Here is a 12758-nt window from a genome sequence, read left to right on the forward strand (position 1 = left end):
TCACCGAGATGGCCGGCCCCGTTCGTGCGCCAGGGCCAGCACCTCCTCGGCGGTCGGCGCGCCGGCCGGATGATGCGACAGGCACAGCGGCGTCCGGATCTTGTGGAACGACATCCCTTCCAGCGCGGCGTAGAACGTCCCCGACTGCAGTCTGCTGATGTCGGGCACCAGGCCACCCTTCACGCGGGCCATCTCGCGGGCCACCGCGATCTGCGTCGGCGAGTTGAGCAGTCCGTAGAACTGGGTGGCCGCATTGCCGGGGATGCGGTTGTCCAATCCCTTGGGCGCCTGCGTGGCGAAGACCAGGCCCAGCCCGTACTTGCGCGCCTGTGAGGACAACGCCACCGTGCTGTGGGTGCACGCGGTGGTGCCGACGGACGGCACGAAGTTCTGCGCTTCGTCCATCACCAGCAGTCCACCCAGCGGGCGGTCGCCCGCGGGATTGCGCTTGATCCAGGCGAACAGCGCCATTTGTAACTGGTTGACGAAACCCTCGCGCTGCGCGCCGTCGGTCAGCCCGATCATGCTGATCACCGACACCCGCGCGCGGTGGCCCGCCGACGGCGTCAGCAGTACACCCGGATCGGCCGCCGTGCCCTCGCCGCCGAACAGCGGGTCGTTGACGATGGCCGCGCGCAGGTTCTGCGCGAGTTCGGCGGCCAGATCGCGTGCGCCGCTGAGTTGGCTGACACCCTCGGGCAGGTCGGCGAGCAGGCGGATGAAGCCCGGCAGCGTGGTATCCGGCCGACGCCCGTAGTGGCGCAGCGCCTCCCGCAACACCGCGCGAGACCTGTTGGCCTTGGCGGACTTACCGGTGATCAGCGCGCGGGGTTCGAGCGCCGCGACGGCCGACTCGACGGCGTCGGCGAATTCGTCGTGATCGTCCACCACGCCGGCGAAGTCCGGCAGCGGCTGGAACGACAGCGGACGGCCAGCCGACCGGCGCGGCGTCCAGACCACCACCTCGGTGTTGGCCAGGTACTCCCGGGCGCGCGGCGTGTCGGCCGGATTCCACCCCTCGGGAAGCTGCGGCCACGCACTGCCGAGCCGGGCGAGGTCGTTGTTGGGATCGAGCACGATCGACGACACCCCGCGCAGCGCGCACTCTTCGACGAGGCGCCGGATCAACACCGTCTTACCGGATCCCGAGCCAGCGAACACCACGGTGTGCTTGCGCAGCGCCGCCAGATCGACGGACAGCGCGGTGACGGTGGCGACGTCGACGCCGACGGGCACCGCGGTGGGGGAGTCGGCGACCGGCGGGAGTTCCGGCCGGGGCGGGTCGGCGGTCTGCTCCTCGACCGGGTCGGCGGCCGCCTCGGGAATCGGTTCCGGTGACTCACCGGCCATCTCGCCGAGTGCGGCGCGCAGCAGGGTGACCCCGTGCGCCGGTCTGCGGGCGGCCAGCCATCCGGCCAGACCCGGTGCGTCCTCGTCGATCAGATCGCGCAGTGCGGTCATGGTCCGCACGTCGTCGTCGGACAGCGGCAGTGTCCGCCCGCCGGCCGCCTCGAACTCCTCGACCATCGCGGCGGTCCTTGCTCCGCCCGGCCAGGGGGTGTTGCGCAACAGGAACAACCGGCGCTTCCCCGGGTCGGTGCCGAAACCCGTTGCCTGCGAGGCGTTCTTGATGCGGCTCTGAACGGCGACCGCGTTGCCGGCGGCGATCGCGCGGAACGCCCAGTGCCGTTCGTCGTCGAGTGCGGCGTCCACCACCTGGCGCAGCCGGGCGTGCAGGACCACCCGCCTGCCCGGCGGCGGGTCCAGGCGGAACGCCTGCCCGGTCTCACCCTCTTCGATGATCCAGGCGTCGAGAGTCGCCGACAGCAGGCTCGGCACCGTGGTGTCCTCGCCGTCGGGGTCCGTGGCCGCGGCGGGCACGGCGCGGCGCCGGTACTCGACGAACCTGCGATCCAGATCGGCGGTGTCGAAGGAACTCCGGGCGTGCTGCTGCTCGTGCTCTTCGGCCGGTTCACCGGTCAGGCGGGAAAGTTCGGTGACGGCGTCGAGGTCGAGGCACCGCCGCACGTGTGCGTCGGCCCGCTTGAGCAGTTCCCGCGGGGTGAACTGGGGTGCCTCCTCGAACGCCTCGGGCAGGATCGGCCAGCTGGGATAGGGCGGCTGGAAGCCGGTCGCGCGGTAGCTCGCGGTGAAGCGCCGTTCGAGGATGGCCCGGCCGATGTCGGCGGTGGGCAGCGCCTCGAGCGGCCTGGTGGTGCGGAACCGGTCCCGGACGGTCGACGTCGCGCGGTCCTGGATGGCCTCCCACGCGACCGGGAGGCAGGCGACCACGCCGGCGGTGCGCCGCATGGTCTGGCGCATCGACATCAGGCCGTGTGCCACCTGCTCGAGGTCGCCGTTGTCGGCCGCCTGCCCTCCGCCGGTGCTGCGCACCGACTGCGCCAGCAGCGTGTCGATCTGGTCGATGGCCAGTACGGCGGGCCCGGCCAGCGCGACCAGCCGCGAGATGTCGCGCACCGATTCCTGCGGGGTCTTCGTGGGTGCGGGCAGGCGCCACCGGGCGCGCTCGTCGTCGAACTCGTCGTTGCCGTCGAGAAAGGCCTGCCCGACGTCCTGCACCTGCAGGTCGGCCGCACCGAGCAGGACCAGCGCGCGCAGCGTGTGGTGCGTCTCGCGCACGGTCGACCGGTGCACCTTGTGCAGTGCGTTGACGAATTCGTCGAGTACCTCGGGGGTGAGGTCGTCGTCCCCGGCGACCGCGCGTCGGGCCGCCCGGCCGATGTGGGCGATCGACGACAGTTCCCACAGCACGTCCTTCAGCTGGGTCTCGCGCTGCCCACCAGGGCGGCCGAGGCTCTCCAGGATGCCGCCGCGGGCGGATTCCCAGAAGCCGGCGGCGTCCAGCAGTTCGACGAGGAAGAAGTAGCCGCCGCGCTGCTGCACCCGCTCCCTGACCTGACCGAGCAGGTGGGTTTTCCCGGAGCCCGCCTGGCCGCGGATGACCACGCCGAGCGGGGTGGACTCCGGGTCGCGTTCGGCGTCGCCGAACGCGGCGAGCACGTCGCTCAGTGCGTGTTCGTGAAGGCCGTTGACGTGTACCGCACCCTGTGAATGCCACAGGTCGTCGGCCGTCGGCGCCCACGCGAGCCGCAGTCCGGCGAGCGCATCCCGTTCATCCGGCCGCATCAGCATTCGATCGCGATCAGGTGTTTGGGCTGGTTGCCGATGCGGATCGCGGCGTCGCGGTCGGCCTGGGTGAGTGTCTTCTGGTTCTCCTCGGGGATGAGGCTCACGCCCGGGCTCTGGTACAGGCGCACCAGCGCACCGTCGAGGTCCACGCTGCCCACGTCCGTCAGTTCGGCGCGCAATCGCGACAGGGGGACCCACCCGCCCGGCCGCTGCGCCAGCCGGTGGTAGGTCTCGCGGACCCGGTCCTCGACGGCGTCGGTGGCCGCGTCCTCCGGCGGCAGGAAGACGTCCGCCGGGCGCAGGTCCGCGGTGTCGAAGTAGCGTCCGAGCGCGCGCAGCACCGTGTAGAGGGCCCGGCCCTGCCCGGTCGCCGGCTGCGGTGACTCGGCGCCGAACAGCGTGCGACACACCGCCCAGCCGTCGTCGGTGAGTTCGTGGACGAGCGGCCGGCCTTCGGTGGTGTCGACCAGCCGGAGGCGGTTGAGCCGTTCGCGGCTCGGCTTGTCGAGTTTGGGGCCCAGCCGTTCCAGCTCGGGGTTCGAAACGGGCCGGGCCTCGGACATCAGGACCAGCAGGACCGCCTGTTCGGTTCCGCTCAGCTCGTTGACCGGAACGGTCATGTCGGGCGTCCTCCTGTCTGTCGTCGTGTGCAGTTCTACCTGGTGGTCGACGTCGGTGGCGGGACGAGCGCGCCGGCGGGCACATCGGTGTACTGCGGCGCGTAGGCCTCGGCGGAGAAGGTGAAACCGCGCCTGCTGCGTTCGCTCAGGCAGGACACCCCGAAGGCTTCCTGGACGTTGCACCGGAAACCCGCCACGGCCAGGATCTGGTTGAACTGCAGGACGGTGGCGGTTCCGGTGGGCGGTGCGAACGGCGTGTCATCGAGCGCCACGAAGGCCGGATCGCCGTCGCGGCCGACGACGATCGCGGTGGGAGCCACCTGCTCCCCGGCGGCGTCGGTCACGCTCTCCGGCGCCCCCGCGATGCTCAGTGCCGCACCGCCGGCGGCCTGGCACCCGGCCTGCACCCGCGGCACCACCGCGCACTCCCAGCGCCCCGACGGCGTGGTGAAGAAGTACTGGGTGAACCCGTCGACAGGCGCGCCGAAGTGGAACGCGTTGGCCAGGTTGGCGTTGTTCAGCGGCGGCGGGGGCGGCGCGGTGGGCGCCGCCGACCCGGGACCGCCGTCCTCGGTGGTCACCACCGTCGGTCCGGTACAGCCGGCCAGCACCATGACGGCCAGTGCTGCCGGGATCACAGTTGATACGCGCATATCGGTGTCCAAGAGTGCCGCAAGCGGTTCCGGGCGTGCCCGCCGGGTCAGCCCACGCGGGCCGCCAGCAGGTGACGCAGTGTGCGCGCGTTGCGCACCGCGTGTCCGCCGAGATCGTTGTTGAAGTAGACCAGTACCCGGCGTCCCTCGGCGTCCCACGCCGCGATTCGGTCGGCCCACCGGCTCAGGGCGTCGTCGGGGTAGGACCCGGCGTAGAGCGACTCCTGGCTCGGGCCGTGCATCCGCAGATAGACCAGATCCCCGGTGGCTCGGGGCCTTCACCGCAGCCCGGCGCCGCTCATGATCACGTAGGCGGCCCGGTGGTCCTCGAGCAGGCGATACACCGCCGGGTCGTCCCAGGAGGGGTGGCGCAGTTCCATGGCGACGGGGATCCGGTCCGGCATGACCGTCAGGAAGTGCCCCAGCAGGGCGTCGTCGCGTTCGATGGCCGGATGCAGTTGCACCAGCAGGGCTTCGCGCCGGTCACCCAGCGCGGTCCAGCACCGTTCGAACCGGTCCACCCACGGTTCCGGGTTCGTCAGTCGGCGGAAATGGGTGAGCCCGCGGTGGGCCTTGACCGACATGGTGAACCCCTCGGGCAGGCGATTCCGCCACCCTTCGAAGGTCGCGTCGCGCGGCCAGCGGTAGAAGCTGGCGTTCAGTTCGACCGTGTCGAACTCCGCCACGTAGAGGCCGAGGCGTTCGGCCACCGGTGTGCGTTGCGGATAGAGCACGTCGGTCCAGTGGTCGTAGGACCATCCGGAGGTGCCGATGCGGATCATCGGCCGCGCACCCGGTCGAACAGGTCGTCGTCGAGTGCCGCGCGCACCAGGGCCGCCGCGAACGCGGCCGTACCGTCGGCCGCCAGTTTCTGCAGCGCTGCCGGATCGTCCGGCAGACCGAGCCGGGAGGCCGTGCCGATCGCGCGCTGGTCGAAGTAGGGCCGCACCCACGTCCAGGTGTCCTGCACCTCCCGCAGGAAGATGTCGGAGCCGGTGTCGCCGATACCCTTGAAACGCTTGAGGTTTCGCCGCACGGCGTTGACATCCCGGTCTTCGGCAAGCCTGCGCAGGTCACCGCCGTACTCCTCGCGCACGGTCCGGGCCATCTCCACCAGCCGGGTGGCGGAGCTCTCGTCGTACCGGGCGTAGCCCGCGCGGCCGAACGCCTCGATCATGGTCCTGCGGTCGGCCTCGAGCACCGCGTCGGGGGTGCGCAGTCCCGCCGCGAACAGCTCGCGCGCCGCGTGCATCGCGACGGTCGCGTCGATCGGCTTACTGGCCAGCATGCACAGCACCAGCAGCTGGAACAGCGGCATGGGCGTGTCGGCGAGCCGGATACCCGCCTCGTCGGCATAGGTCCGGCCTGCCTCGTCCCGCAGGCGCCGGACGATGTCCTGCGATGCGCCCATGGCGGTTGCATTACCCGCGCACGCCTGCGGTGAACCGGCTACTTGGGCGGCAGCGCCTTGGCGTAGTCGACGCCGTGGCGCACCCAGGACCGCAGCTGGCGCATGGTCCGCACGCCGTCCTGCTCGACCCGCAGCCAGCCCCGGACCTCGCGGCCGGACATGACCATCGGCGCGGCGTGCTCGCGCCGGAGGAGCTTCTCGGTCTGGTCGGGCGGGACGCGGACCATCAGGCCGCCCTGGCCGCTGGCGGCCACCGCCATGTGGCCGTCGATCAGGAAGGCCAGCCCGCCGAACATCCGTTTCTCGGTGACGGCCCGTTCGGCGGAGACGATTTCGCGGATGCGGTCGGCGAGGTCGGCGTCGTAGGCCACCCGGTCATTCTGCGGCAGATACTCACTGAATGCAGTGAGGGTCGTGTTCCCCGCTGGGATCACGACCCTCAGTGCACTGTCCGACCGCGTCAGGCGGCCCGGCCGGCCGCGGTGGCCGCCGGTTCGAGCGCCTGCGCGACGATCTCGGCGACGTCGGTCATCGGCCGCACGTCGAGTGCGTCGAGCACCTCGGCGGGCACGTCGTCGAGATCCGGCTCGTTGCGCTGCGGGATGAACACCGTCGACAACCCGGCGCGCTGTGCGGCCAGCAGCTTCTGCTTGACCCCGCCGATCGGCAGCACGCGGCCGTTGAGCGTGACCTCGCCGGTCATCCCGACGTCGGAGCGGACCTGACGTCCCGTCGCCATCGACACCAGCGCGGTCACCATCGTCACACCGGCCGACGGACCGTCCTTCGGGACGGCGCCCGCGGGCACGTGGACATGGATACGACGGTCCAGCGCCTTCGGATCGACCCCGAGCTGCTCGGCGTGGGCGCGCACGTAGGACAGCGCGATCTGCGCGGACTCCTTCATGACGTCGCCCAGCTGACCGGTCAACTGCAACACCCCCTCTCCCGAGGAGGATGGCGTGGACCCTGCCTCGATGTAGAGCACGTCGCCGCCGAGTCCGGTCACGGCCAACCCGGTCGCCACGCCCGGCACCGCGGTGCGCTCGGCAGACTCCGGTATGAAGCGCGGACGGCCCAGGTAGCCGACGAGGTCCGGCTCGTCGATGACGAGGCTCGTGATCCCGCCGGTCGCCAGTTTCGTCGTCGCCTTGCGCATCGCCTTGGCGAGCAGCCGTTCGAACTGCCGCACGCCCGGTTCGCGGGTGTAGTCGGCGGCGATCTTGCGCAGCGCCGCGTCGGTCACCTCGACCTCATCCGTGGTGAGCGCCGCCTGTTCCCGCTGCCGCGGCAGCAGGAAGTCGCGGGCGATGGCCACCTTGTCGTCGGAGGTGTAGCCGTCGATCTGCACCAGTTCCATCCGGTCCAGCAACGCCTGCGGGATGTTCTCGATCACGTTGGCCGTGGCCAGGAACACCACATCGGACAGGTCCAGGTCGAGATCGAGGTAGTGGTCGCGGAACGTGTGGTTCTGCGCCGGGTCGAGCACCTCGAGCAGCGCCGCGGCCGGGTCGCCGCGGTAGTCGCTGCCGACCTTGTCGATCTCGTCCAGCAGCACAACGGGATTCATCGAACCCGCCTCGCCGATGGCACGGACGATGCGGCCGGGCAGTGCGCCGACGTAGGTGCGCCGGTGGCCGCGGATCTCGGCCTCGTCGCGCACACCGCCGAGGGCCACGCGCACGAACTCGCGGCCCAGCGCCCGCGCGACGGATTCGCCGAGCGAGGTCTTGCCGACACCGGGAGGGCCGGCCAGCACCATCACCGCACCGGATCCGCGGCCGCCGACCACCTGCAGCCCGCGCTGGGCGCGCCGCGCCCGCACGGCCAGGTATTCGACGATGCGGTCCTTGACGTCCTCGAGGCCGTGGTGGTCGGCGTCGAGGATCTCGCGGGCCGCCGTCAGATCGGTCGAGTCCTCGGTCCGCACGTTCCACGGCAGGTCCAGCACGGTGTCGAGCCAGGTGCGGATCCAGCCGCCTTCCGGGCTCTGGTCGCTGGCGCGCTCGAGCTTGCCGACCTCGCGCAACGCGGCTTCGCGAACCTTATCGGGGAGGTCGGCGGCCTCGACGCGGGACCGGTAATCATCGGAACCCTCAGGCTCACCCTCACCGAGCTCCTTGCGGATCGCGGCGAGCTGCTGGCGCAGCAGGAACTCCTTCTGCTGCTTCTCCATACCGGAGCGGACGTCCTCGGCGATCTTGTCGGTGACCTCGACCTCGGCCAGGTGGTCACCCGTCCAGTCGATCAGCACGCGCAGCCGTTCGGCGATGTCCGGGGTCTCCAGCAGCTGACGCTTCTGCTCCGGCGTGAGGTAGGACGCGTAGCCGGCGGTGTCGGCCAGCGCCGACGGATCGGTGAGCTGGTTGACGAAGTCGATGATCTGCCAGGCCTCGCGGCGCTGCAGCATCGCCAGCAGCAGTTTCTTGTACTCCGCGGCGAGTGCGCGGGTGTCGTCGGTGGTCTCGGGTTCGGGGACTTCCTCGACCGAGACCCACAGTGCGGTACCGGGACCGCTGGCGCCTGCGCCGATGTGGGCGCGGCTCTTCCCGCGCACGACGGCCGCCGTGCCCACCCCGCCGGGGATGCGGCCGACCTGCACGATCGTCGCGAGCACACCGTAGGTGGGGTAGCGGTCGCCCAGGCGGGGAGCGATGAGCAGCTCACCGGATTCGGTGGCGCGGGCGGCATCGACCGCCGCGCGTGCCGCGTCGTCCAGTTCGATCGGCACGACCATGCCGGGGAGCACGATCGTCTCGCTGGTGAAAAGGACAGGCACCGATGTGGCTTGAGCCATGTGATCCTCCAAAGTTCAGTCGAATCGACTCAACCCTGGGTGTGGGTGGTTTGTTCCCGGAGGACCTATCGCTGGTCGGCGGGTGCCGGGCGTCCCGGGCCCCGCGGGCGATCCAGCCAGCGCGAGAGCCGGGGTTCCAGGACGGCGAGCAGCGCCGCGACCGCGAACCACAGAACCGACAGCGCCACCGTGGTGTTCCAGGCGTCGAAGGAGTAGCCGTCGTCGTCTTCGCTGTGGAAGAACGGCGCGATGATGCCGAACTGGATCGCCGGTGCCACGGCGATGCAGAACGCGAGCGCGGTGGTGGCGCCGAACGCCCCACGCAGCAGCATCGCCCGCGGAGTCCGCACGGTCGGCGCGGGGCGGTGGTGCGCGAGCAGGATGACCAGCAACAGCAGGCCGATCACCACGGCCAGCACATCCCAGTCGTCGCCGGCGAAGATGAACGCGACCGCGCCGCCCACGGTGGCCAGCGCCAGCGCGCCGGGGTCTGTCCGTTGCTGCAGTTCGATACGTGTCACGGCATTGGCGTCGTCGGCCATTGCGTCACTCTAAGGTCGCGCCCGGTCACCCGGCGCGGTGTTTGCCGCTCGAACATCCGGCGTGTCGCGGCACGACCCACATACGGCAGGGAGCCTGCCGTGGGGGTGACGGCAGGCTCCCTGGTTATCGGTGGATCTATCCGCTCGGATCAGACACTGCCCTGAGCGCCGAGGACCCGCTGAATGTCCGGCTTCATCTGCTGCAGCTGCTGACCCCAGTAGCCCCAGGCATGTGTGCCGTTCGACGGGAAGTTGAACACCCCGTTGGTGCCGCCCGCGGCGATGTAGTTGTCGCGGAAGGTCACGTTGGTGCGCAGCGTGAAGCCCTCGAGGAACTGGGCCGCCATGAGGTTGCCGCCGGAGGTACCGGCGTCGAGCTCCGACGGGGTTCCGGTGCCGCAGTAGATCCACACCCGGGTGTTGTTCGCGACCAGTTGGTTGATGTTGACCATCGGGTCGTTACGCCGCCACGCCGGATCGCTGGCCGGGCCCCACATGCTCTCGGCGTTGTACTTGCCGGAGTCCTGCATGGCCAGCCCGATCAGCATCGGCCACCAGCCCTCGGAGGGGTTGAGGAAGCCCGAGAGCGATGCCGCGTAGATGAACTTCTGCGGGTAGTAGATCGAGTAGGTGAGTGCGGTGCTGCCGGCCATCGAGATACCGACGACCGCGTTGCCGTTGGGCGACACGCCGCGGTTGGCCTCCAGCCACGCGGGCAGTTCCTGGGTCAGGAACGTCTCCCACTTGTAGGTGTAGTCCTGGCCGTTGCCGCGAGACGGCTGATACCAGTCGGTGTAGAAGCTGGACTGGCCACCCACGGGCATGACCACGGACAGGCCCGACTGGTGGTACCACTCGAACGCGGGGGTGTTGATGTCCCAGCCGTTGTAGTCGTCCTGGGCCCGCAGGCCGTCGAGCAGGTACACCGCATGCGGTCCGCCGCCCTGGAACTGGATGCGGATGTTGCGGTTCATGGATTGGGAGAACACGTCGAGGTACTCGACCGGCAGACCCGGCCTCGAGAAGGCACCTGCGGTCGCCGAACCCCCGGCGAAGCCGATCAGACCCGGAAGCGTGATCGCGGCGACCGCGACCACCGCCATCCGCCTCCACGTCCGCCTCGCTGTATCGCGGAACTTTCCGACGAATCTCATAACGGCAACCCACCCACCTTTCTTCGCATGCCACAAGCAGTGCCGTCGCTTATCGAGACTCATGAAACACGTGCCACATCTGTCACACGCGTACCAACACGGTGGCGCGTGATCGCGGTTGGCTAACGATTCCGACTCGGCCCGTTACGAATCCGCGCATGGTGTCGCCACGGACGGGTATCACCCGGATCGTGACCGAGAACTCCGCCGATCCGCACGATCTGCAGCGCTTCGTCGACGCCCAGGATCCGGTGTACGACACCGTGATCGGAGAATTGCGCGCCGGACGCAAACGCTCGCACTGGATCTGGTTCATCTTCCCGCAGCTGAAGGGGCTGGGCCGCAGTCCGACCGCACAGTATTTCGGCATCGCCTCGCGCGAGGAGGCCGTCGCCTATCTCGAACACGAGGTGTTGGGGCCGCGGTTACGCGAGTGCACGCGACTGGTGCTCGCCATCGAGGGCCGGTCGGCCGGCGAGGTCTTCGGTTCGCCCGACGACCTCAAGCTGCGGTCGTCGATGACGCTGTTCGCCCGGTGCAGCGACGACAATGCCGACTTCGTCGCGGTGCTCGACAGGTTCTACGGCGGTGAGCCGGACCCGGCGACGGTCTCGCGGCTGTCCTGAGCTCAGGTGGGCGCGACGACGACCCAGCCGTGCGGGGGCACGGTCACGTGGTCGACTTCCTCGGCGGGCGGCGCGCCGGAGCCGGCCACCACCCGGCCCCGGTGAAGCGCGGTGCCGCTGAGCGAGACGCTCAGCGGTGCGTCGTCGACGTTCAGCGCCACCAGCAGGACGCCGTCGCCTGCGCGAGTCTCGTAGACATAGTGCCGGTTCGTCAACTGCACCGTGGACGTCGTCGCCCGGTGCAGCCACGCATGCCTGCGGCGAATCCCGATCAGGTACTTGTGCAGCCGGAAGATGTCGTTGTCTTCGGTTGGCGAGGAGAATTCGGGACGTACCGCATCGTCGCCGCCCCTGCGGTCCTCCTTGACACCGCGGTGGCCCAGTTCGTCACCGGCGTAGACGCTGGGCACCCCGCCGATCGTGAACAGGAGCACCAGCGCGTGTTCGAGGTGACGGGAATCCGTCATCCGGCTCGCGATCCGCGTGACGTCGTGGTTGCCGACGAACGTCAACGGCACGAACGAGGCGAGGAACTCGCTGTGGCGCTTCAGCGCGTGGTCGAGTTCGTGGAAGTTGCCGTCGTTGAGGCTGCTCCACACCGCCTTCCACAGTTCGTACTGGGTGACCGAGTCGAACCCGGCGGCCACCCGGGCGGCGTAGTCGCCGTGGATCACCTCGCCGACGAACCACGCATCGGGATGGCGTTCCCGGACGCGCGGCAACACCTGGGACCAGAATCGGTCGGGAACGGCGTACGCGGCATCGAGTCGCCAGCCGTCGGCGCCACGGTTCAGCCAGTGCGACATCACCTCGACGGTGTAGTCGACGACGGCCGGGTCGCGATGGTTGAGCGCGATCAGCTCACCGTGCCCCTCGAAGGTCGCGAAACCGTTGCGGCCCTGACGGAACCACGACGAGGCGGGGTGGTCCGGGCCGCCGTCGAGCGCCTCGCGATAGCGGGGGAAGTCGGTGCCGACATGGTTGAACACCCCGTCCAGCAGGACCCGCAGACCGCGGCGATGCGCCTGTTCGATGAGGTGGTCGAAGTCACCGTCGTCACCGAGCCGCGGATCGATCGCATAGTGGTCGGTGGTGTCGTATCCGTGTGTGCGCGAAGCGAAGACCGGACCGAGCGCGAGGCCGGAGGCGCCGAGTGCGATGGCGTGGTCGAGCCAGTCCACGATGCGCCGCAGCCGGTGCTCGTCACGGCCCGGAGAAGGGTCGGCGGGGAAGGCGCCGACGAACCCCAGCGGGTACACCTGCCACCAGATGACGTGTTCGACCCACGCGGGTTCTGTCACGATCCGAACTTCTCCCGATAGAGGGCCTGCATGGCATCCGCCAGTTCCGGCGCCGGTCCGTCCACCGGCACATCGGGTGCGACGGTGTTGATGGGCAGCGTCGCCACCGGCGGGGCGGGGGCGCCCCATTCGGCCAGCCACCGGCTCAGCTGTGCCGACGAGGTGGCGTAGACGATGCGGCCGAGGCCCACCCAGGCGTGCGCGGCCGCGCACATCGGGCAGTGTTCGCCCGAGGTGTAGACGGTCGCAGCGGCGCGTTCGGCCGGGTCGAGGTGCTCCGCCGCCCACCTGGCGATGGCGAATTCGGGGTGACGGGTGTGGTCGCCGCCGCTGACCCGGTTGTGGTCGGCGAAGCGGACCCGGCCCGCGGCGTCGACGAGGACGGAACCGAACGGTTCGTCGCCGGCGTCGAGCGCCTCGCGCGCGAGGTCCACGCAGCGGCGGAGGTGTTCGAGGTCCGCGTCACTGATGGCCACGTGCCGGAGTCTACGCAGCGCACCCTTC

General features: G+C 70.0%; 11 protein-coding genes and 1 pseudogene. 1 reads left to right on the forward strand and 11 read right to left on the reverse strand.

Translation table 11 applies throughout. The features are described from left to right. The 9 genes and pseudogenes from AU196_RS16565 to AU196_RS16605 all read right to left on the reverse strand — a co-directional run bounded on the left by AU196_RS16565 (position 1) and on the right by AU196_RS16605 (position 10327). A complete protein-coding gene (locus tag AU196_RS16565) occupies positions 1-3147 on the reverse strand; it encodes a helicase HerA domain-containing protein (protein ID WP_059096207.1) in 3147 nt (1048 codons plus the stop codon). Continuing rightward, positions 3147-3770, reverse strand: coding sequence for a hypothetical protein (locus AU196_RS16570; protein ID WP_059096177.1), 624 nt, complete (start codon positions 3768-3770; stop codon positions 3147-3149). The genes AU196_RS16565 and AU196_RS16570 overlap by 1 nt, the downstream gene beginning before the upstream one ends. Positions 3771-3805: 35 nt before the next feature. Beyond that, a complete protein-coding gene (locus AU196_RS16575) occupies positions 3806-4423 on the reverse strand; it encodes a YgdI/YgdR family lipoprotein (RefSeq protein ID WP_059096178.1) in 618 nt (205 codons plus the stop codon). Between the two features lie 47 nt (positions 4424-4470). Then, positions 4471-5205, reverse strand: a pseudogene (locus AU196_RS16580) (DUF72 domain-containing protein). Next, positions 5202-5834 (reverse strand): HhH-GDP family DNA glycosylase, encoded by a 633-nt coding sequence (locus AU196_RS16585; RefSeq protein ID WP_059096179.1) that lies wholly within the window; start codon positions 5832-5834, stop codon positions 5202-5204. The pseudogene AU196_RS16580 and the gene AU196_RS16585 overlap by 4 nt, the downstream one beginning before the upstream one ends. Positions 5835-5872: 38 nt before the next feature. Further along, positions 5873-6205, reverse strand: coding sequence for a TfoX/Sxy family protein (locus tag AU196_RS16590; RefSeq protein WP_059096180.1), 333 nt, complete (start codon positions 6203-6205; stop codon positions 5873-5875). Between the two features lie 89 nt (positions 6206-6294). Continuing rightward, complete coding sequence (lon, locus tag AU196_RS16595) at positions 6295-8631, reverse strand: endopeptidase La (protein WP_059096181.1); 2337 nt, start codon at positions 8629-8631, stop codon at positions 6295-6297. A gap of 65 nt (positions 8632-8696) precedes the next feature. Beyond that, positions 8697-9173 carry a hypothetical protein gene (locus AU196_RS16600; protein ID WP_059096182.1) on the reverse strand — a complete coding sequence of 159 codons (477 nt, stop codon included), beginning with the start codon at positions 9171-9173 and terminating at the stop codon, positions 8697-8699. Positions 9174-9322: 149 nt separating this feature from the next. Continuing rightward, positions 9323-10327: an esterase family protein gene (locus AU196_RS16605; RefSeq protein ID WP_059096183.1), complete on the reverse strand. Its 1005-nt coding sequence runs from the start codon at positions 10325-10327 to the stop codon at positions 9323-9325. Positions 10328-10485: 158 nt separating this feature from the next. Here AU196_RS16605 and AU196_RS16610 point away from each other — a divergent pair, with 158 nt between their 5' ends. Further along, positions 10486-10953 carry a DUF1810 domain-containing protein gene (locus tag AU196_RS16610; RefSeq protein WP_059096184.1) on the forward strand — a complete coding sequence of 156 codons (468 nt, stop codon included), beginning with the start codon at positions 10486-10488 and terminating at the stop codon, positions 10951-10953. 2 nt (positions 10954-10955) lie between these two features. Here the strand turns inward: AU196_RS16610 and AU196_RS16615 are convergent, their stop codons facing one another. Together AU196_RS16615 and AU196_RS16620 are read right to left on the reverse strand one after the other, a co-directional pair. After that, on the reverse strand, positions 10956-12254 hold the full coding sequence (locus AU196_RS16615; RefSeq protein ID WP_059096185.1) for an alpha-amylase family glycosyl hydrolase: 1299 nt from the start codon (positions 12252-12254) through the stop codon (positions 10956-10958). Then, on the reverse strand, positions 12251-12730 hold the full coding sequence (locus AU196_RS16620) for a nucleoside deaminase (protein WP_059096186.1): 480 nt from the start codon (positions 12728-12730) through the stop codon (positions 12251-12253). The genes AU196_RS16615 and AU196_RS16620 overlap by 4 nt, the downstream gene beginning before the upstream one ends. Between the last annotated feature and the right edge of the window lie 28 nt (positions 12731-12758).

This window comes from Mycobacterium sp. IS-1742 (assembly GCF_001500125.1).
Classification (GTDB): Bacteria; Actinomycetota; Actinomycetes; order Mycobacteriales; family Mycobacteriaceae; genus Mycobacterium.